Origin of the sequence: Streptococcus suis (genome assembly GCF_019794615.1) — a bacterium.
Classification (GTDB): Bacteria; Bacillota; Bacilli; order Lactobacillales; family Streptococcaceae; genus Streptococcus; species Streptococcus suis_AI.
In genome coordinates, this window is record NZ_JAIMDU010000032.1 from 1 (window position 1) to 21,070 (window position 21,070).

General features: G+C 38.5%; 22 protein-coding genes and 2 pseudogenes. 12 read left to right on the plus strand and 12 right to left on the minus strand.

The genetic code is table 11. The features are described from left to right. Positions 1–404: 404 nt before the first annotated feature. From rpmF to K6V43_RS08895, 4 genes are all read left to right on the plus strand, one after another. On the plus strand, positions 405–587 hold the full coding sequence (gene rpmF / locus K6V43_RS08880) for a 50S ribosomal protein L32 (RefSeq protein ID WP_002937589.1): 183 nt from the start codon (positions 405–407) through the stop codon (positions 585–587). 15 nt (positions 588–602) lie between these two features. Beyond that, complete coding sequence (gene rpmG, locus K6V43_RS08885) at positions 603–752, plus strand: 50S ribosomal protein L33 (protein ID WP_002262412.1); 150 nt, start codon at positions 603–605, stop codon at positions 750–752. Between the two features lie 434 nt (positions 753–1,186). Then, entirely contained in the window at positions 1,187–1,636 is a 450-nt protein-coding gene (locus K6V43_RS08890) for a CopY/TcrY family copper transport repressor (RefSeq protein WP_222382727.1), read from the plus strand. Between the two features lie 19 nt (positions 1,637–1,655). Continuing rightward, positions 1,656–3,866 (plus strand): copper-translocating P-type ATPase, encoded by a 2,211-nt coding sequence (locus tag K6V43_RS08895; protein ID WP_222382728.1) that lies wholly within the window; start codon positions 1,656–1,658, stop codon positions 3,864–3,866. A 146-nt stretch (positions 3,867–4,012) separates the two neighbouring features. Here the strand turns inward: K6V43_RS08895 and K6V43_RS11710 are convergent. From K6V43_RS11710 to K6V43_RS08920, 6 genes and pseudogenes are all read right to left on the minus strand, one after another. Beyond that, positions 4,013–4,129: pseudogene (locus K6V43_RS11710) on the minus strand (CpXC domain-containing protein); the annotation flags it as partial. Positions 4,130–4,141: 12 nt separating this feature from the next. Further along, positions 4,142–4,276, minus strand: a complete 135-nt coding sequence (locus tag K6V43_RS11580) for a hypothetical protein (protein ID WP_261309055.1) — start codon at positions 4,274–4,276, stop codon at positions 4,142–4,144. Positions 4,277–4,538: 262 nt separating this feature from the next. Then, positions 4,539–4,685: a hypothetical protein gene (locus tag K6V43_RS08905; RefSeq protein ID WP_153309301.1), complete on the minus strand. Its 147-nt coding sequence runs from the start codon at positions 4,683–4,685 to the stop codon at positions 4,539–4,541. Between the two features lie 171 nt (positions 4,686–4,856). Further along, positions 4,857–5,195: a Cd(II)/Zn(II)-sensing metalloregulatory transcriptional regulator CadX gene (cadX, locus tag K6V43_RS08910; protein WP_000711091.1), complete on the minus strand. Its 339-nt coding sequence runs from the start codon at positions 5,193–5,195 to the stop codon at positions 4,857–4,859. An 11-nt stretch (positions 5,196–5,206) separates the two neighbouring features. Next, a complete protein-coding gene (locus K6V43_RS08915; protein WP_044781025.1) occupies positions 5,207–5,821 on the minus strand; it encodes a CadD family cadmium resistance transporter in 615 nt (204 codons plus the stop codon). 41 nt (positions 5,822–5,862) lie between these two features. After that, positions 5,863–6,027 carry a CpXC domain-containing protein gene (locus K6V43_RS08920; protein ID WP_337250537.1) on the minus strand — a complete coding sequence of 55 codons (165 nt, stop codon included), beginning with the start codon at positions 6,025–6,027 and terminating at the stop codon, positions 5,863–5,865. A 437-nt stretch (positions 6,028–6,464) separates the two neighbouring features. Here K6V43_RS08920 and K6V43_RS08925 point away from each other — a divergent pair. Both K6V43_RS08925 and K6V43_RS08930 read left to right on the plus strand, forming a co-directional pair. Continuing rightward, a pseudogene (locus tag K6V43_RS08925) lies at positions 6,465–7,346 on the plus strand (tyrosine-type recombinase/integrase); the annotation flags it as partial. A 294-nt stretch (positions 7,347–7,640) separates the two neighbouring features. After that, entirely contained in the window at positions 7,641–8,309 is a 669-nt protein-coding gene (locus K6V43_RS08930) for an aquaporin (RefSeq protein ID WP_172006888.1), read from the plus strand. Positions 8,310–8,352: 43 nt separating this feature from the next. Here K6V43_RS08930 and K6V43_RS08935 read toward each other — a convergent pair whose 3' ends face one another. The 3 genes from K6V43_RS08935 to gla form a co-directional block, all read right to left on the minus strand. Continuing rightward, positions 8,353–8,967 (minus strand): NUDIX hydrolase, encoded by a 615-nt coding sequence (locus K6V43_RS08935; RefSeq protein ID WP_172006887.1) that lies wholly within the window; start codon positions 8,965–8,967, stop codon positions 8,353–8,355. 111 nt (positions 8,968–9,078) lie between these two features. Then, positions 9,079–10,611 carry a helicase HerA-like domain-containing protein gene (locus tag K6V43_RS08940; RefSeq protein WP_222382731.1) on the minus strand — a complete coding sequence of 511 codons (1,533 nt, stop codon included), beginning with the start codon at positions 10,609–10,611 and terminating at the stop codon, positions 9,079–9,081. Positions 10,612–10,741: 130 nt separating this feature from the next. Then, positions 10,742–11,587 carry an aquaglyceroporin Gla gene (gene gla / locus K6V43_RS08945; protein WP_024396974.1) on the minus strand — a complete coding sequence of 282 codons (846 nt, stop codon included), beginning with the start codon at positions 11,585–11,587 and terminating at the stop codon, positions 10,742–10,744. Positions 11,588–11,727: 140 nt separating this feature from the next. Here gla and K6V43_RS08950 point away from each other — a divergent pair, with 140 nt between their 5' ends. Both K6V43_RS08950 and K6V43_RS08955 read left to right on the plus strand, forming a co-directional pair. Next, on the plus strand, positions 11,728–12,528 hold the full coding sequence (locus tag K6V43_RS08950; protein WP_172006885.1) for a formate/nitrite transporter family protein: 801 nt from the start codon (positions 11,728–11,730) through the stop codon (positions 12,526–12,528). A 91-nt stretch (positions 12,529–12,619) separates the two neighbouring features. Then, positions 12,620–14,190 (plus strand): IS3 family transposase gene (locus K6V43_RS08955; RefSeq protein WP_222382733.1). Its coding sequence is split into 2 segments (ribosomal slippage): positions 12,620–13,265 and positions 13,265–14,190, totalling 1,572 coding nucleotides; the frame shifts between segments, so codons are not numbered across the junction. 59 nt (positions 14,191–14,249) lie between these two features. Here K6V43_RS08955 and K6V43_RS08960 read toward each other — a convergent pair. Both K6V43_RS08960 and K6V43_RS08965 read right to left on the minus strand, forming a co-directional pair. After that, on the minus strand, positions 14,250–14,945 hold the full coding sequence (locus K6V43_RS08960) for an LrgB family protein (RefSeq protein WP_024406803.1): 696 nt from the start codon (positions 14,943–14,945) through the stop codon (positions 14,250–14,252). After that, the gene (locus tag K6V43_RS08965) at positions 14,938–15,318 is read right to left on the minus strand and encodes a CidA/LrgA family protein (RefSeq protein ID WP_024384743.1); all 381 of its coding nucleotides are present in this window, start codon (positions 15,316–15,318) and stop codon (positions 14,938–14,940) included. The genes K6V43_RS08960 and K6V43_RS08965 overlap by 8 nt, the downstream gene beginning before the upstream one ends. A 351-nt stretch (positions 15,319–15,669) precedes the next feature. Here K6V43_RS08965 and K6V43_RS08970 point away from each other — a divergent pair, with 351 nt between their 5' ends. The 3 genes from K6V43_RS08970 to K6V43_RS08980 are packed head-to-tail and all read left to right on the plus strand — an operon-like array spanning position 15,670 to position 17,793. After that, positions 15,670–15,996 (plus strand): PadR family transcriptional regulator, encoded by a 327-nt coding sequence (locus K6V43_RS08970; protein WP_024392586.1) that lies wholly within the window; start codon positions 15,670–15,672, stop codon positions 15,994–15,996. Next, positions 15,983–16,738 (plus strand): HAAS signaling domain-containing protein, encoded by a 756-nt coding sequence (locus tag K6V43_RS08975; protein WP_222382735.1) that lies wholly within the window; start codon positions 15,983–15,985, stop codon positions 16,736–16,738. Before K6V43_RS08970 ends, K6V43_RS08975 begins: the two co-directional genes overlap by 14 nt. Beyond that, on the plus strand, positions 16,735–17,793 hold the full coding sequence (locus tag K6V43_RS08980) for a DUF4097 family beta strand repeat-containing protein (protein WP_222382737.1): 1,059 nt from the start codon (positions 16,735–16,737) through the stop codon (positions 17,791–17,793). Before K6V43_RS08975 ends, K6V43_RS08980 begins: the two co-directional genes overlap by 4 nt. 105 nt (positions 17,794–17,898) lie before the next feature. On the opposite strand, the gene K6V43_RS08985 is transcribed toward K6V43_RS08980, so the two are convergent. Continuing rightward, positions 17,899–20,358, minus strand: coding sequence for a YhgE/Pip domain-containing protein (locus K6V43_RS08985; RefSeq protein ID WP_222382739.1), 2,460 nt, complete (start codon positions 20,356–20,358; stop codon positions 17,899–17,901). A gap of 125 nt (positions 20,359–20,483) precedes the next feature. Here K6V43_RS08985 and K6V43_RS08990 point away from each other — a divergent pair, with 125 nt between their 5' ends. Then, a complete protein-coding gene (locus K6V43_RS08990) occupies positions 20,484–21,017 on the plus strand; it encodes a TetR/AcrR family transcriptional regulator (RefSeq protein WP_024396970.1) in 534 nt (177 codons plus the stop codon). The last annotated feature ends 53 nt before the right edge of the window (positions 21,018–21,070 follow it).

Here is a 21,070-nt window from a genome sequence, read left to right on the forward strand (position 1 = left end):
TAATCGATAAACTTGAAGAGGTTATTCAAACCTTAACTTCTTATCAACTCAAATCAATTGTACATAGAGATTGGACTTCCGCTATTTTTGATTTTAACTGAGTATAACTTTTTCGCAAAAAACTTCCCAACTGTTTTCATACAGTTCTCCTTCATATTGAATAATTGGAACTCGTCCTATAACTATTGCATATATACTATCAAGTGAATTTTGTATCTTTTTGAATATTATAGCAAACTTTCTTTAGGTGGGAATTCAGGTGAATAAAATTTTTAAAAATATCTGTCAAGTAACTTTACTTTACAAAGAAGTTTTGATATACTGTTAAAGTTGACGAAAGTCATACTATAAATTTTAGATTTGAAGGGGGCTTTGCCCTCGTATTTTAATGGAGGAAAATAGAAATGGCAGTACCTGCACGTCGCACTTCAAAAGCGAAGAAAAACAAACGTCGTACTCACTATAAAGTAGCAGCTCCAACTGTGAAATTTGATGAAACTACTGGAGATTACTCACGTTCACACCGTGTATCTTTGAAAGGATACTACAAAGGACGTAAAATCGCTAAGGCTGCTTCAGCTGAATAATAGAAGGGAGATACCATGCGCGTAAATATTACACTTGAACACAAAGAATCTGGTGAACGCTTGTACCTTACTTCAAAAAACAAACGTAACACTCCAGACCGTCTTCAATTGAAAAAATACTCACCAAAATTGCGTAAACACGTGATTTTTACTGAAGTTAAGTAGACATTCAATACACGTCAGTTGACGGTGAAAATATTGATTTTAAGCGATTTTTGAAAGATGAACTTTCATTACATTGCAGTACAAATCAATTGAAACTCTACAATTTTCTCTACATTTTTTAGATAATTAAATAAAGTAGAACATGCAGATAATAAAAGGAACACTTCGTATGAGGTGTTCCTTTTTAGCTTCTTATTTACAAACTGAAGAAAACCGATACAGTTATTCACCGTCTAAAATATTCTAGCATATTTTGCTATCTCTTCAAAATCATTATTTCTTAACCTTACAAATCGAACGGGGAATAAATCGGAAAACAAACGCAATAATCGTTACTAACATTTATAAAAAAGACTTGACACATTTCGTTTACAATGGTAGACTTATTTCGAACATGTTCGTTTACACTTGTAAATGACAAGGAGGAAAGGAAAATGAGCACAATAGAACTTAATACTTCTATCACAGATGCTGAATGGGAAGTAATGCGTGTAGTTTGGGCAAATGATCTAGTAACTAGTAGAACAGTCATCTCTGTTTTGAAAGAAAAAATGAACTGGACAGAATCCACTATCAAAACGATCTTAGGTCGATTAGTTGAAAAAGGCGTACTAAATACAGAGCAAGAAGGTAGAAAGTTTATTTACACTGCCAATATTGAAGAGAAAGGAGCCATAAGGGATTATACAGAAGATATTTTTAACCGTATTTGCAAAAAGAAAGTCGGAAATGTAATAGGAAGCATCATTGAAGATCATGTCTTGAGCTTCGATGATATAGATCGACTAGAAAAAATATTAGAGATAAAAAAATCTTTCGCAGTAGAAGAAGTGGATTGCAATTGTCCAGAAAGACAATGCGAGTGTCATTTACATTATCATTAAGAATAAGGAGGAATTTAAAATGAACAATAACAACAAACATTTATCCCACTGTCACCATAATCATGGCGACATGGATCATTCAAAACATGAGCACGTAAGCACGGTGGAACATGGAGACCATAAGAATCAACATCAAGAACATCATGCTGAGCATGATCACAGCGGGCACGGTGGGCATGAGCACGTAAGCACGGTGGAACATGGAGACCATAAGAATCAACATCAAGAACATCATGCTGAGCATGATCACAGCGGGCACAGTGGGCATGAACACAGTGGGCACGGAGGGCATGAACACCATCATCACGGTAACTTTAAGGAACTTTTCTTAAAATCATTGCCACTAGGAATCATTATTATGCTCTTATCCCCTATGGCTGGGTTTGACCTACCATTCCAGTTTACTTTTCCATATTCTGATATTGTAGTAGCTATTTTATCTACTATATTAATTATTTATGGTGGACGTCCATTCTATCAAGGCGCAGTTGATGAATTTAAACAAAAAGAACCTGGAATGATGGCTCTAGTTTCTTTAGGTATAAGTGTTTCATATTTATACAGTATTTATGCTGTTATCATTACCTACGTAACGGGTGGACACGTGATGGACTTTTTCTTTGAATTTGCTTCATTATTATTAATCATGTTATTAGGTCACTGGATTGAGATGAAAGCTATTGGAGAAGCAGGAGACGCACAAGCAGCATTGGCTAAGTTGGTACCAAAAGATGCTCACGTTGTGTTAGAAGATGATTCAATTGAAATACGTCCAGTTGCTGACTTACAGGTAGGTGATTTAATTCGTGTTCAAGCCGGAGAAAATGTACCAGCAGACGGAACTATCGAGCGTGGCGAATCACGTGTAAATGAAGCTCTTTTGACTGGAGAATCAAAAGCAGTTAAAAAAGGTCCTGGCGATGAAGTAATCGGAGGCTCAACAAATGGAGAAGGGGTTCTTTATATTAAAGTGAATGAGACAGGTGATCAATCCTTTATCTCTCAAGTACAGACTTTAATTAGCCAAGCTCAAAGTCAGCCTTCCAGGGCAGAAAATATTGCGCAAAAGGTTGCAGGGTGGCTCTTCTATATTGCTGTTATTGTCGCGCTAATTGCTTTTGTAGTGTGGATGATTATTGGAGATATCCCAACGGCAGTTATATTTACTATTACTACATTAGTTATTGCTTGTCCGCACGCATTGGGTCTGGCTATTCCATTGGTAACCGCCCGAAGCACAAGCTTAGGGGCTATCCGTGGCTTACTAGTAAAAGACCGCCAAGCCTTAGAAATAGCTCAAGATGCAGATGTGATAATTTTAGATAAAACGGGTACTTTAACAACTGGTGAATTTAAAGTATTAGATGTAAAACTTCTTAATGACAAATATACAAAAGAGGAAATCATTGCCTTATTGGCAGGTATTGAAGGAGGATCTAGCCACCCAATTGCTCAATCAATTATAAGGTTCGCCGAGCAGCAAGATATACGTCCAGCATCTTTTGATTCGATTGATGTGATTTCCGGTTCTGGAGTAGAGGGTAAAGCAGGTGGGCACCGTTACCAATTAATCAGTCAAAAAGCCTATGGACGTAATCTTGATATGGATATTCCAAAAGGAGCATCTCTTAGTGTCTTAGTAGAAAATGATGATGCCATTGGTGCTGTAGCTTTAGGGGACGAATTAAAACCAACGAGTAAAGAGTTAATTAAAGCTCTTAAAAAGAACAATATTCAACCAATTATGGCAACAGGTGATAATGAAAAAGCGGCTCAAGGCGCGGCAGAAGTTTTAGGGATTGAATATAGATCAAATCAATCTCCACAAGACAAATATGAGTTAGTTAAAACACTTAAAGATGAAGGAAAGAAAGTTATCATGGTAGGTGATGGTGTAAATGATGCTCCTTCTCTTGCCTTAGCAGATGTTGGTATAGCTGTAGGTGCTGGAACTCAAGTTGCATTGGATTCAGCTGATGTCATATTGACTCAATCCGATCCAGGAGATATTGAATCATTCATTGAATTAGCACACAAAACAACTCGTAAAATGAAACAAAACCTATTTTGGGGAGCTGGTTATAACTTTATAGCTATCCCTCTAGCTGCAGGAATTTTGGCTCCTATTGGTATCACATTAAGCCCTGCATTAGGAGGAATCCTAATGTCTGTGTCAACAGTCATTGTCGCCATTAATGCTATGTTATTAAATTTAGATCCAAAAAAATAAGGGTTAACAGATCGAATGATTGAATCTCCTTAAAGTATCAAAATACAATAGTTTTACAGTAAAAAAAGAGATGTAAGTACTGGCTCTTTGTAAAATCGTGTTGGTAGAAGTAGACGATTTTTCTACCAACACGATTTTTTATTTATTTAGAACTGATTTGAAATCACATCAACATTACCATCTGCACAATACTGAATAATTGTTTTTTGTTCTTCATCTACTACGACTGTTGGGTAATCAATTAGCACCTTGTGGTTACAGTTATAACAAGTAAACTAAAAGAAATCCCAGTCCAAAATAGTAGAAATAATCTCAGGAGTCTTCACCGCATAAACCCTATCAAATCTTTCAAAAGTACTTTGTTTTCCGCAATTAGTGTAGTTTGTTTTTGTTAAAAAAATTGTTGTCATTCTACTTTTCCTCTTCATCATTAATAAGTCAGCAATTTGCTTTCACTTATTATATTCGCAAGTCAAAATAAATTCTCGAATTTTTTTCAAAAAAAAAGTTAAGTTGTGTTGTATCAATTTCAGAACTCACACTTGGGTATTAGTACTCATTTTAATACTAATTGTCTAAGCAAGAAAAAAAGTCACTCAATAGGTGACTACAGAAAGTAGACAAACTCTATTTTTAGAAGGTGTAAATTAATATTATTTAATTACCATGATTTCAACTAACTCTTGAAACGCTTATTTTATCGTGTTTCAGGAGTTTTTCTTTTCCAGAAGAACAAAAAAGATTGAAGAAAAATTGTCCCAAATGGACTATTTCTTCAATCACACCGTTACCCACCAAATTTGAAATAGACATCTTCATAGATATACCTCTTTCTAAACTAGCAAATACCAAAATAGTCTGAATTAAATCACATAGAAGACCAATGTCCAAGTTTAATCCTAATATGTCATATACTAATACACATTTTAATAGACAACAAATGTCTACTAAGGTCTGTATGAATAAACTCAAAAGTAGTAAAAATATGTGTTATCCTAGTTGATTAAAAAAATCTCTGATTTCCTCATCTTTTATAAAATAATATATAATTTTCCCCTCTCTTCTAGTGTCCAAGATGTTTTGATTGGCTAGTTTACGAAGATGGTGGGAGGCAGATGCCATACTGAGATTTAGTAAACAGGCTATATCGCAGACACATAGTTCTTCAACAGCAAGGAGATAAAAGATGATATTTATCTGTTTATTATCGGTAAACTTTGATAAAATGCGAAGTGATTTTTGGACTTTTTCCTTTTCAAGGTAGTTCGTTGCGGTTGTAACATTTTGTTGATTTATAACATTCACTTGGCAGATACTATCTTTTTTCAAAATATTTTCTCCTAGCCTAACACAGTCCATAGCATGTCAAAACTGTTGTTTTCAATCAGGATATATATCCCCAATCCTAAATAAACAACGGCAATAAACCATTTGCTATATTTTTCCAAAGTTTCTCCAACAGAAGGGATTTGTGCCAATTTTTGGGCAGAGAAAACCAAGAGATAAATCATGACTAGAAAGGTAAGTAAAGCCACTATCAAATTTGCTAAATTTAAGGTAGTAAAATATGGGACAAAGACACCAATATTGTCAGCACCACAACTTGCAAAAGTAATCATAGCGACTAGAAAAATCAGGTTTTTATTATCTTTGCTCAAACCTTCTTTGGCAATAGCTTCTCCATCAGAATCTCCTAAAAGCAAAACTTTGAGGCCTAGGAAAATTGGAATCAAACCGAGCAAACCTAAAATCTCTTTACTAGGAATATAATCTAAGACAAATGCAAAAAGCAAACTTAGTAATATTAGACTAACAGAGCCTAGAAATTGTCCTAAATAGATGTTGATGATGTCTTTTCTGCTTTTTCTTTTGGCAAAAAATAACATTAGGATAATAAGTAAGTCTACGGCTGTCCCAGAATACAGGATTATTGAAGTAACAACATTTTGAATCATAAAACACCTCATTCAAATATACTTTTGAATGAATTTTAACATTAAACTTTGTAGATGTCAAAGAGGTCACACTGAATAATTGTTTTTTGTTCTTCATCTACTACGACTGTTGGGTAATCAATTAGCACCATATAGTTACAGTTATGGCAGGTAAATTTAAAGAAATCCCAGTCCAAAATAGCAGAAACAATCTCAGGGGTCTTCACCGCATAAACCCTATCAAATCTTTCAAAAGTACTTTGTTTTCCGCAATTAGTGCAGTTTATTTTTGTTAAAAAATTGTTGTCATTCTACTTTTCCTATTCATCATTATTAAGTATGCAACTTGCTCTCACTTATTATATTCGCAATGCTAAATAAATTTGGGAATTTTTTTCAAAAAAAGTTAAATTGTATCAATTTCAGAACTCACACTTCAATCGACCATTTAGGTGATATTAGAGGTGGGGACGTTTTGTTAATTAAAAAATCTTAGTCAAATATAGCTAAGTATATTATATGCGCTATTACGTCTTTTAAATATTCTATTTCATTAAAAAAGTAGAAAGATCTTGATAATACAGCATCTTTAGATATTATTCTCTTCATCTGAAGAAGAGAATATTAAATCCATATAGAAGTTATCATTTCATTGTTGATGATTGAAATTCAATCATGGGTAAATGAACTTGCAGAAAAATCTAAAAAATCTATCGAGTCTGGAACAAAGAGATCTGCAAGAGGTAGTGCAAAGGATTTCGGTGCTGTCATTCATAAATTGAGCGATATTTTTGACTTCGGTATTACAAATTACGGTTTAGTAAAGAATCCAGCAGCAACTATCACTATTCCACCCAAACCGAAAGCCATAAAGAGAAAAATCATGGTCCTTCACGACGAAGAGTTAACTATTTGGCTAAATTTTCTATCTGAATTGCCGAATAATCGGGCAAATCGCCGTTTTAAAATTATTTGCAATACACTTCTTGCCTCTGCACTTCGCATCAATGAATTATTAGCCTTGGATATTCATGATTTAGTCATTGAAACAAATGAGATTATTGTTAATAAGACGTTGATGTGGAAAAAAGCGGACAAAATGCTGGGAACAAAAGGTGAGGTAATTTGCAAACCAACTCCCAAAACTGATGCTGGAAATAGACAAGTAGCTGTACCTAAAAATGTCATTGAAGACTTAATTAATTTCCATTTAGAAATGAACGACTATTTTAGAAAGCACGGACTTCCCGAATCGGACCATATATTTCCTACAATTTATGGGAACTACATGTGCGATAGAAACGAACGTACGACTCTCCAAAAGCGATTAAAAGAAGCCAGCCTACCAGATTATGGTTTCCATTTATTCCGTCATACACACGCTTCAATGATGCTAAATGCTGGTATGAATTGGAAAGAACTACAGGTTCGTATGGGACATAAGTCTATCAAGACTACCATGGACATATATGCTGAACTTTCTCCAAAAAGTCAAACTCAGGCGGTAGATATCTATCTAAGTAAGATAGCAGAATTGACTTCTTAACGCGCATGGCAACCTTTTTGGCAACCATTGACCTTCTTGTTAAATTCAACACCTAAAAAACGTTGATTTGATGAGGTTTATAGCAACTAAAATAGATTTTGAGTATTACTTACTGAGGTGAAATAATTGAACTGGGAATGCACTTGAAACAATGGTTTCAGGTGCTTTTATTAATTTCTGTAAGGCAACTTATTAGATAACGTAGCTCTAGATTTCATCCGCTGGCACAAGTTTAAAGTCTATTTTCTTGAAATTTTTATGAAAATGTTTTACTATGTGACTGGAGGAAAAAACATGTCTAAAAAGTTTTTAGCCGAATTTATCGGTACATTTATGTTAGTCTTTATCGGGACTGGCGCTGTTGTTTTTGGTAATGGTGTAGATGGTCTTGGTCATCTTGGAATTGCATTTGCCTTTGGTCTTTCTATCGTAGCAGCCGCTTACAGTATCGGTACTGTTTCAGGTGCACATTTGAACCCTGCTGTTTCATTGGCTATGTTCATCAACAAGCGTTTGAATGTACAAGAATTTGCTACTTACGTGGCTGCACAAGTTTTGGGAGCAATCCTTGCCTCATCAACTTTGATTTTCTTCTTGTCAAATGCTGGACTTTCAACAGCAAGTTTAGGAGAAAATGGATTTACAACTGTAAATGCCGCAGGTGCTTTCTTGTTTGAAACAATTGCAACCTTCATCTTTGTTTTGGTTATCGTTACAGTAACTTCAGCAAACAAGGGCAACGGAAAAATTGCAGGTCTTGTTATTGGCTTGACTTTAACTTTGCTCATCATCTTGGGCTTGAACGTGACAGGTCTTTCAGTTAACCCAGCACGTAGCTTGGCGCCAGCTCTTTTTGTAGGTGGAACTGCCCTTAGCCAGGTTTGGGTCTTTATCCTTGCTCCGCTAGTTGGTGCTGCACTTGCTGCGCTAGTAGGTCAACATTTATTGGAAACTGAAAAATAAGTTCAACGTCATTCGGAATGTTAACAAAATCAAAAAACTTCGCTCATCTGGGCGAAGTTTTTTGATTTATGATTTCCACAAAACGATGGGTAAATTGGGCAGTCATTCCCCAGATATTTTCTGGTAGATTTTCATAAAAGGGAACGGAGCGTTTGTGATGACTGAAAGGATAGTCAACCCCACCTCTCAAACGTTCAAAGGGAAAGTCACAATCTGGGACAATCTGAGAATCCAGTTGATAATAGACAGGGGCCGTTTTCAGCAAGGTTTCTAGTGGAATTGTAAAGAATCGACCCACTTCATCATTTGGTTGAAGAGTCTGCCAGTCCAAGTGAAGTCGACCGACAAAACAGCGAATCGTCGAGGGACCGAAAACGAGATAATCAATTTCTCCCAGTAACTCAATTTGTTCCTGTTGAATGTCAAGTTCTTCGATAACCTCACGAATGGCAGCTTCTTCTGCTGTCTCGCCTTCATCAATTCCGCCACCTGGAAAGGAAACTTCTCCCGGTTGAGAAATGGCCTCGCTCCGAATCTCATATAAGACCTGCCACTGATTGTCTGACCATACTAGAGGCAAGAAAACTGCATAAGAACGTTTTTCACCCAATGGCTGGGGCTGATAGTCTTTCAATAATGCCTGCAATTGATCAGTCATGGCAACTCCTTACTAACTAGTGATTTGTGTTTATTTTAACGAATTTTGTGGCATCTGGCAAGAACTTTGTCTAGATAAAAAACTGAGAAGTTTCCTTCCCAGTCTAGTCGTTTATTTCCCTTTTAACATGCCCATAATGCCACGAGTTACCACGCGCCCAACTTCCCGTCCGACCTGACTCATCAGGTTCTTGGTAAAGCGATCCATCATGGAATCTGTTTTGCGACTGGCTGGCTGACTGGCTTTTTGAGTCACCTTAGCCGCTTCTTTCTGGGCTTTCTCTTCCATTTTTGCGGCTACCTTAGCTTCTTTTTCTGCCTGTTTTTCCGCCTCGGCCTGCTCTGCTTTTTTGATGAGTTCAGCTTCTTTAGCCTCTGTCATGGCTAAAATCTGCTCATGGGCAGATTCACGGTTGACCGCGTCAGCATATTTTTCCATCAAAGGAGAATTATTGATAACTGACAAGAGGGCGCTCAGCTCCACCGTTCCCAGCATACTTTTTGGAGGATAAATCAATACTCGATCCGCAAAGCTTGGTGTCCCGTCTGCTTGCAGAGTAGACACAACTGCTTCACCTACCTGCAATTCCTGAATGACCTTGGCCAAATCCTCATCACCTTCTTGACGGAAGGTTTCGGCAACAGTCGCGACTGTCTTGAGCTCTTTTGGTGTAAAGGCGCGAAGACCATGTTGGATGCGGTTGCCCAACTGGGCTGCCACGCTATCAGGAATATCCGTCGGATTCTGCGTTACAAAGAAGACACCTACACCTTTTGAACGAACCAAACGGACAATCAATTCAATCTTTTCAAGAAGAACTTTTGGAGCATCTTTGAAGAGAACATGAGCCTCGTCAAAGAAGAAGACCATCTTAGGCTTGTCCAAATCGCCCACCTCAGGCAAGACTTCATAGAGTTCTGATAAGAGGCTGAGAAGAACCGTTGAATATAATGTTGGCTGATTAAATAGCTGAGTAGCTTGGAGAACGTTGATTACCCCACGACCATCTTCTGCTGTACGCATCAAATCAGCAATATCAAGGCTTGGCTCACCGAAGAAAATCTTACCACCTTGTTGCTCCAAAACAACCAGACTACGCAAGATGGCTCCAACCGAACGAGCTGGAATATTTCCATAATACTGGCTCAGCTCTGCCGCATTTTCAGCCACAAAATTGAGCATAGCTCGCAGGTCCATCAAATCAATCAAGAGAAGCCCACGCTCATCTGCTACACTAAATACGATATTCAGTATAGATTCTTGAGTGTCATTCAAGCCAAGCAAGCGCGTCAATAAGACAGGTCCCAGCTCTGAAATAGTCATGCGGACAGGAGTCCCATTTTCCCCCAAGACATCCCACAACTCAACTGGATAGCCAACAGGGTTATAATCAAGATAGTGGGTTTTCTCCAAGCGACTAGGATCAATCTCCTTGGTATTGGCCGCAACCAAACTATTCAAATCACCCTTGATGTCCGATAGAAAGACCGGGATTCCCGCATCACTCAACTGCTCTGCCAAGACCTTTAAGGTAACGGTCTTCCCTGTACCTGTCGCACCTGCGATGATTCCATGACGATTGAGTCGCTTGAGCTGCATCTCCGCTCGACTGCTTCCATAGCCAAAAGCAATAACATCTGACATATTCTAGCCTCTTTTCCGATTTTTTCTAGCTTTATTGTAGCATAGTTTCTAGGAAAATAGCAGAGCAGACAACCGAATCACCTCACTATCCATAAAACAAAAAGAAAAACCCGACGAATCGGGTTCACTATTAAAGATATAATAATTTGAAAAGTGCAATAGCGACAATTGCAGCAAGAATTGGAGCACATACACCAACCCAAGCATACCACCATTTTGAATCAGCCTTGTTTTCACCAAGAACAGATTTTGGAAGTAGGGCATGGACGATACGTGGACCAAGGTCACGCGCTGGGTTGAGACCAGGACCTGTTGGACCACCAAGAGCGGCAACAAGAGCCATAACTAGGAAACCAATACCAATGTGAGCAACAGCAAGTGAACCTGATGTATATGGCGCAACCATTGTTTCAGCAACTGTTTTGTCGTAACCTTGTTCAATGATTTTACCAACAAGCTCTGCACCAAAGAAATTCTTAGTCAACGCAAGTGCTCCGAAGAACAATACAAATGAACCAGCGAACTCATTTAAGAAGCCATTAATAGTTGCAGCTTTACGACTTTCTTTTGTACCATTGTCAAGCGCGCTGATTGTTGAGAACGAACCAAGAATGTGATTTGGATTTTCAGTTTTCAAGAAGTAAGGTTTGTATACTGCTACAACCACTAACTGACCAAACATTGCACCTAACAATTGAGCAACGATATACTGTGCAACATGTTCCCATGGGAAGAGGCCTGATACTGCCAATCCGAGGGTGAAGGCTGGGTTGATGTGGTTTCCAGAAACATTACCAAACATCAATGCTGGCATCATAACTGCCAAACCATAACCAATCGCAATCAGAATCCAACCAGAGTTGTTTCCCTTAGTGCCTTTAAGGTCAGCGTTTGCAACTGTACCATTACCGATGATAATAAGGAGTGCAGTCGCAATAAATTCAGTGACATATTTCACTGTCCATGTAACATCCATATTTTTCTAATTTTCCTTTCAAAAGTTGAATTTTTTTTGGACAACAACCATTTTATCAAGTATAATAAACAAAGTAAAGCCATTCGATAAAAAGAAAACGTTTACTCGAAAAAAGTAGTAGATAAAGTGAGGAGATTAGGATGGGAGCTACCCAAGATACACTACTATATACAATTGAAAAAAGTATCAAGAAAAAAGCAGATTTGTTTGAACACAGCTTTTCTGCCTACGCTGTTCGATCGATGTTAGCCAGCCTCTATCTAGGTTTGGGGATTGTCATTTCTCTTTATACGGCAGATAAACTAAACCACGTTGCAGAAGGACTCGGGAAGTTTAGTTATGGGTTGATGTTTGGTTGGGGACTACTCATGATTTTATATATGAATGCTGAACTTGGAACATCCAACATGATGTATATGACCGTAGCCATTCATCGAAAAACGATTCCTACTAAAACAGCCCTCAAGATGTTGGCAACCTGTATCCTTTTCAACTTTATCGGTGCTGTCTTTGTTTGTTACTTGGTTTCATTGACACTGCCTTATCAGCACGTTGATGCTCACAGCTACCTATTTGAAGCGACAGTGACAAAACTAGAAAAAACACCTCTCACCCAGTTTATTGAAGGAATCTTTGCTAATATTGTTGTGAATATCGGCGTATTTACCTTCTTACGCATCAAAGATGATGCCGGACGTCTCATTTCCGTTATTTTCATCATCTTTATCTTTGCTTTCTTGGGATATGAGCACGTCATCGCAAACTTCTCCCTTTTCTCATTGGCCTTTTTTGCAAATGGTGGACCAGTTGAAGGAATGAATCTAGTAAGTGTATTAAGTAATTTCCTCTTTTCTGGACTAGGAAACTACGTGGGGGGCGGTCTCTTTATCGGACTTCTTTATAGTTGGTTGAATAATCAATCCAAACTTTATGTAGACTAAAAAAACTACGGTTGGAATTTGATATACTCCCCTTATAGTGGACAGTGAAAAAACAAAAATTTTCACTAGAAACGATAAGGGGAGTTTTATCATGTCCAAAAGAAGTCCAAAATCTGTCTCTGAGAAACTAGAACTTGTTCTACTTCACTCGGAAGAAGGGAAATCAATTAGTTGGTTAGCTAGGCGCCATGGTGTGTCTAATGACACTCTATCAAACTGGGTTCGGAAATACAAAGAATCTGGTGTTGAGGGGCTAGAGGAAAGCCGTCACTGGACGAAGTATAGTAAGGAACTAAAGGAACAAGCTGTTGCCGACTATCTTAATGGTTTGGGAAGTCTCAAAGATTTGACTGAAAAATATGGAATTTCTGACTCTTATGTTCTCAGATCCTGGATAAAACGTTATACTAGTGGTAAAGAATTGAAAGCTACTAGTAGAGGAATGAGTCGCATGAAACAAGGACGCAAGACCACATTTGACGAACGGGTTGAGATTGTCAATTTTACCCTTGCCCACGAGAAAGATTACCAAGGGGCTGTTGAGAAGTATGGTGTTTCCTATCAACAGGTCTATTCTTGGGTTAGAAAGTTCGAAAAGGAGGGTTCTAACGGCCTCCTAGATCGTCGTGGAAAAGGTCTTGAAAGTAAACCCAATCTTACTCCAGAAGAAGAGTTACGCCTCAAAATCAAGCAACAGGAAGAACGGATTAAGTATCTTGAAATGGAGAATGGCCTGCTAAAAAAGTTAGAAGAAATCAAGCGACGAAACCGACGGTAAGACTAGGTCGCCACTTGGAATCCTTCCAAGCGATTAAAGAATATGCGGATGAACAGAAAGAGGCTTCTATCAGCCACTTGTGCCGTATTCTAAAGGTATCTCGCTCAGGCTACTACAAGTGGTTACAACATCAGGAAACAGTTTCTGAACAGGAAAATTTAGGATTGATTAATGTTATCAAGGACCTTCATAGCCAACATAATGGTATTCTTGGTTATCGTCGTATGACGCTATTTGTCAATCGCAAGCTTGGAACAAGCTACAACAAGAAACGGATTCGACGATTGATGCACATTTTAGGCATTCGTTCCATTATCAGAAGAGCTAAGGGCTACTGTACCAAGACCAGCTTTGTCAATGTAGAAGACAACATTCTCAATCGTGATTTTACAGCTACTGCTCCCAATCAGAAATGGTGTACAGATGTGACTTTCTTGAAGTACAGTATCGGCTGTAAAGCCTATTTGAGTGCGATTAAGGACCTTTATGATGGCTCTATTGTCGCTTATGTGGTCGGCCAGTTTAATGATAATGAATTGGTATTAGAAACACTTCGTAAAGCCCGAAAAGCTAATCCTGAAGCGACACCATTGATTCACAGCGACCGAGGTTCACAATATACTTCGAAAGATTATTACCGTTTAACGACCAAGTATCAGATGACCCGCTCCATGTCTCGTGTTGGTAAGTGTATTGACAACGCACCAATTGAGAGCTTCTTTGGGCACTTTAAGACGGAGTGCTATGATTTGAAGAAGTATAAGACTTTTGAGGAGCTGGTGTCAGATATTGATGCCTACATCTATTTTTACAATCATCAACGATTTCAAGAACGCAACAACGGCCTTGCCCCTCTTGAAATGAGGAACAAGGCCGTCGCCTAATCTTTTATTATTTCATTGTCCACTTGACAGGGAGCAGTTCAATTCCTACCGTAGTTTTTTTATTGTAAGATAATCTGCGCAACTATAGGACTAATCACCACATACATGATGCCTGTAATCCCAATAGCTAGGCCAGCCATTGCCCCTTGCGTATGCCCATATTTTATCGCTGTACCCGTTCCAATGGCATGTCCTGTTCCTCCCAAAGCAAGACCAACAGCTACCGGATCTTCAATTTTTAGTAGCTTTAAAAAGACCGGACCAAGAACACTTGTCAGAATTCCTGTTGCAACAACGACTACAAGAGTAACAGTTGCTATTCCTTGCATTTTATCAGTAATACCAACAGCCATAGCAGTGGTGACAGATTTTGGAAAAAGAGAGATTGCTAGAAAAAAATCCATCCCAAACCATTTGGCAATCAGGGCAGTAAAGACAGTATTGACAATGCAAGCAACAAAAATTCCCAATAAAATACTTCGAATGTGATGTTTCATTAGATGGAAAGAACGATACAAAGGAATACCCAGAGCTACTGTTGAAGGCACAATAAGCATATTTAGATAGGAACCTCCTGCATAATATTCCTTATAGGAGATACCTGTCATTTTTAAAAAGACAATAATCAATCCTGTAGCTACCAACAGTGGGGTTGTGATTGGATGAGGAAATCTCCGATAAATCAGCATTCCAATTAAATATGCTGCAATTGATAACATAATACCAAAAATAGGATTGGAAAAAAGGTCAGTCATGCATTCCCTCCGCATCAATGTAGTCACCTTCAAACTTCTGTTTCACAAATTGAACAACAAAACCAATGACTAAGATATTTAAAAAAATGGCGCCTAAGATGACGATGATAATAGGAAGTAAATAATCTTTAATTGCATCAAATCTCTCCATAATCCCCACCGCTGCAGGCAAAAAAAGAATGGTCATGTTAGCCAGCAAAAAATTTCCAACCGTATGAATGTGGCGAAGACGAATTAATTTGAACTCTAGGGCTAAAAATAGGAGGATTAAGCCAATGATACTTCCCGGAATAGGAAGATGAAAAATAGTCGAAATAGCTTCTCCTAAAAATGAAAATACCAGAATTATCATAAACTGAACATATAATTTCATTCCACTCCTCCATTCAACTCCTGTGGCCGTTTGTACTACACGAATCATGTCCCTTACATTAACAATTCCTTCATTTCAGATAACCCTCACAGTATGAAATCATAAAAATTGCTATTCCATACATTAAGTTTACTACTCTGAAATTATTTTTCAAGTCCATAAAACGTTTACACCTGAAATCCATTGAAAATAGTTGAAAATAGTTTACAGATATTTTTTACATATAAATGCTTGACAAGATTGGTTTATGGGTGTATATTTTATATATAGTAGATTTTGATATATAAAAGTAAAAAGCATATATCGAAATAATACCCAAGATTACCAAAATAAATGAAAGGAGTGACTGCCATGCATTTTCCCGTTCCTGCTGTGCTGACAGAATTTCTCATCATGGCCATTTTAGAGTCCGATGATTCTTATGGTTATGAAATTTGTCAGACCATTAAGCTGATTTCCAATATAAAGGAATCTGCACTCTATCCTATCCTGAAACGATTGGAGCAAAATGAATTTTTAACGACCTACTCCCGTGAATATCAGGGAAGAATGAGGAAATATTACAGTTTGACTCAATTGGGGCACGAAGAATTGGTCCGATTAAAAGATGATTGGGATACATATACTAACACGATAAACGGCATTATAGAAGGGAGCGTCCGCCATGACAAGAACTGAATACATGGCTCAATTGGAAAAATATTTGAAAAAATTGCCTCATAAAGAATTCCAAGAAGCCATTACTTTTTTCAATGAATATTTTGACGAAGCTGGTCCAGAAAAAGAAACTGCTATTATAGAGGAATTAGGTTCCCCAAAAGAAGCAGCCAGTGAGTTGATTACCAATATCTTAAACCGCCATATTCAAGTTGAGGACGTTCAAGAAATGGGTGATGAACCAATCAACTATAGACCACTATACATAGTAGCCGGTCTTGTCCTTGCTCTCTTACTATCTGTATTTTTCCTCTTCATCGAACCCCTATTTGGCATCGCTGGAATTTTTATCACTTCGATCGCAGGAGCCTTTTACTTAGGAAAAAACTTTCAAGAAGTTAGAAAAGCGAAAAAAGTTATCTGGTTAGCCATGCTGGCCATCATTACACTTCCAATTGCCATACCCGTTCTCCTTATCTTACTTGGTGCCTTAGTAGTTCTCGTCTTGCTGATTATTGGTTTCATCATGGGAGGATTCGTTCTCGGTGTCGGACTATTTGTCAGTGGAGGCTATCTTATCTGGGAAGGATTTAGTCTACTTTCACATGGCATCGGTGTATTCTTACTAGGATTCGGTAGTGGCTTAACCATGTTAGGCGGAGCTGTATTAGTCTGTCTAGTTACTCTTATTTTTGCCTATTGGTCTTGGAAACTAGTTAAAGCTTTTTTCCAATGGATATTGAAAAGAGGTAAACGAGCATGAAAAAGAAATTACTTATTGCCAGCATTACTGGTTTTGTCTGCTTGATACTCGGTTTGATTATGACAGGGATTGGCTTCTTCTCTGGAGGGGTTGATCAATTAAGTGATGTCGTGAAACCAACCTACAAAGAGCAATCCTACAAGCAATTAGACTCTGTTCTAATCAACGGTGGATGGGAACGATCCATTCGTATCATCGAATCTGAAGACAGTGACTATCACGTTCGGTACCATGATTTTGAAAAGAGTTTTCTACTTCCATTCCAAGTAACAGAAAACGATGGCGAATTGATTCTTGATTCAATTGTTCCTGACTTCAAAATCAACGGTATCATGCAGTTTCTTGCAGAAAACGTTGCAATTCGCAATTATGAGAACTTAGAGGTTACCATCGAAATCCCAAAAGGAAAAACACTGAAAAAATTGGAATCCGGTACGAATGGTGAACTTTCTATAGAGGGCATCCATATCGAACAAGTTTCACTTTATGGCAGTCCGTCCATTATCCGATCTACTATCGAGAATGGAAGCATTAATACGGACTATGGAAATGTCTACATTGAGGATTCAACCCTTAAAAATGTGACCGCTACAGGTTATGCTAGTAGTTTCCATATCTCAGATAGCCAGCTGGAAAATACAACCTGGGAACATTACGACAGCATAGACACTTCCAATATCACTGTAATTGGTGAAAATCGTTTTACAGGATTTGGGGAATATCATCACACTAATTCACGTATCAATTTATCTGAGAAAAGCCAAAAGGAGGCTCTGCTTACTGCAGAACTATCCATCGATAAACGAAAACTTTTCTATTATGGAGAAAGCAACCTGACGGATGAAGAAATTGAGAGTATAATACAAGAAGATGCCAATTTACAGGAACTATTAAAAGAGATTGGAATCTTCCCTGAGGGCGTTTATAAGGACCAAACAGTTACCGTTGAAGACAACAAACAAACTTTTACAAGTGGGAAAAAAGATAGCAAGAATAAATTGACGATCACTTCCACAAATGGAGTCATTCAGCTTGGTAAAGAATGGTTGCCATAAACAGTGGCAGATACAAACTACCTAAAAAATTGTCAAAATAATACTTATCAAAAATCAAAATTACCTGAAAAACCAACTGTCCACATGGAGCAGTTGGTTTTCTAATTATTCATTATTCTGATTATAAATCAAGAGACCTAATCCCATGAAGCCTACCAAGAAGAGGCTCAGCATCCAAACTTGATGACTACTATTTCCAACCATAGAAATGGTTTGACGAAGACCTGAAACAGAATACGTCATTGGAAGATAAGGCTGAATGACTTGGAAGAAGCGTGGGCTAAGTTCGATTGGGTAGGTACCTGCGCTTGATCCAAGCTGTAGTAACAAGATAATTAAACTTGCGAAGGAGCCGAAACGATTGTTCCAACCCACCAAGGCTGTAACGAGGGCCATAAAGGTCCATGAAGCTAAGAGGATTAATCCCAAGGTTGCCATAGGATGAGCTGGATCGATTCCAATCAAGCGAAGAACACCGTACAGAATCAGTGCTGCTAGGCTGGCTATCGTACCATTAAGTAACAATTTCCCTTTAGCCCAATCCCAACGATTCTTGTAGGAGCGATTGTCAATGTGTTTGACAAAAATAACATTCGCTGACAAGGCTGCAACCATTAGTGCGACAGATACCATATAAGGAGCCATTCCGACACCGTTGGTCTTCACATCATCTTGGTCGCTGTGTTCCAAGGTGACTGGTTGAGAAACTGCTTGTGCATTTTTGTCTTCTACAGAGATGACTGATAGTTGTTGACTGGCTGAACTGAGTGAATTTGTTAAGGTTTCACTTCCGACAAGTAGGGTCGAAATACCACTTGTCAAGGTTTGCCCACCACTAGCTAATTGATCCGCACCAGCAATTAATTGCTGACTACCAGAAGCCAGTTGTCCTGAACCGCTGACAAGTTGACTAGAGTTAGCAGCTAAGGTTGCCAATCCTGATGTTAACTGGCTACCTCCAGATTGGATACTACTGTTGTTAGCAACCAACTGAGCTCCACCCTCTGCTAGTTGGGCAACACCTGCTGTATATGCTGTCACCCCTGACATGAGTTGACTAGCTCCACTTGACAGTTGCGTTTGAAGTTGACTCACACCACTCGTCAAGGCTTGAGTTCCTGGTAGAACTTGCTGGTTCAAAGCTGTGTTGACCTGACTCAAGCCACTTGATAGGTTTTTAATGGCTGTTGTAGCACCTGGCAATGCCTGATTGGCAGCTGTGTTGATCTGACTGACAGCTGATTGCAATTGACCTAATTGCGTTCCAAGACCAGAAAGACTTTGTAGACTAGATAAGGCTTGACTCAGTTGAGATAATTGGCCCAAAATCGTTTGGGCTGCTGCCACTGTTGTAGAAGGCGAATTTTGGAGGGCTCCAACCAATTCAGCTTGCTGATCAGCTGTCAAGTTTTGATAGGTAGCCGTTGCTTGTAAGGCTGCAATACTGGCTGTTTTATCGGCTTGTGCTGCAGTTAACAATCCTTGAGCTTGAGCACCCATCTCCGTCAAGAGGCTAGATAGAGTAGTGGTATCTACTGCAACTCCTCCGATACTTGATAGGCTATCATTTAATTGGTTGATGGCCGCTTGCAGCTGAGGAAGTCCAGTCAATAAGGCCTGTATCTGACTAGACTGTTCAGCAGACAAACTAGTTGAACTAGCGAGTTGTTCCAAGCCTGCCTGCAATTGATTGGCACCCGTTACCAGTTGTTCAACCTGACTTGCTCCTGATTTTAATTGTCCCACCCCAGCGATGAGCTGAGAGGAATTGGCATTTAATTGCTCGGCACCTGAAGCAAGACTAGCTACCCCATTTGTGTAAGTTGTTAAGCCACTGGAAAGTGTTTGACTTCCTGAAGCAGCCTGATTGACTCCATCTGTGTAAGACACAACTCCAGTGGCCAATTGGTTTGCTCCTGTCACAAGTGATTGACCTGATGAAGATAAGGTAGATAGGCCTGATGATAGAGTCTGACTTCCGGTTTCTAATTGACTAGCTCCATCTGTCAATTGTTGACTTCCATCTGCCGCCTCAACCATACCAGATTGAATCTCTCCCATGCTGTCAAAAACAGCCGAGGTGTATGTTTCGGTAATCGTCTCTGAAACAGATGCTTTCAATTTTTCCATGGCTGACTCGCCCATCTTAGAAGCGACAAAGCTGTGACCTTTAGAGGTTTGATAGGAAATTGTTAGATGCTCTGGCTGGTCCGTTAAGAGACTAGAAGCTTTTTCTGACAAATCTTCTGGTAGGGTAATGACCATATAATAGTCCCCTTCTTCCAAACCTCTTTCTGCATCTTTTTCTGATACAAAGTGGAAATCCAGACTCTTGCTTTCTTTCATATTATCTACCATATCATCACCAATGGTTAAGGTTTTATCTTGAAAGGTTGCAGACTGATCTTGGTTTACAACTGCTACAGGTAGCTGATCCAATCGTCCATAAGGATCCCACATAGAGGTTAGGAAACTAACATTGTATAAGGCCGGGACACAAGCTATACCAATAATGGTAATCAAGGTCATTGGTCGAGTGAAAAAATTCTTTACTTTTTCTGACATAATTAACTCCTTTAGACATCCTGTCCAAAAACTGATAAAATACATTATACAAGTATCATTTTCAAAATCAAGTAGGAAGAATCGTTTTTAGACAATGTGTCTAAAAATGTTCAAAAGGAGAAAATATGGGAACAGATAATCGAAAAGAACGAACTCGTCAAGCCATTTTAGAAGCAATGGTGACTTGCTTAGAAACTCAAGGATTTAATGAGATTACAACCACCCATCTCGCTCAGACAGCAGGAATTAGTCGCTCTAGTTTTTATACCCACTATAAGGATAAATATGAATTGATTGACTCCTACCAACAAGGCTTATTTCACAAGTTAGAGACCATATTTGATCGCTATGATGGAAATCGACAGTCCTCTTTCTTAGAAATTTTTGAACTACTCTACCGTGAAAAATTATTGTCATCCTTACTGACCCATAACGGAACTCAAGAAATCCAAAATTTCCTCATCAATAAAGTTAGATTATTGATCGCAAACGATTTAGCTGAACGTTTGGGAAAAGAAGATTTATCACCACTTGAAAACGAGTACCGAAGCATTTATTTTTCACATGCCTTCTTTGGAATCATTCAAGTATGGATAAAAAATGGGAAGCAAGAATCTCCTCAATATATGACCGATTTCCTTATTAAAATGTTGCCGTAATGCTTCATTTTTGTTCCAAATCTCCTTAATTGTGTTATACTAAATATTGCGCA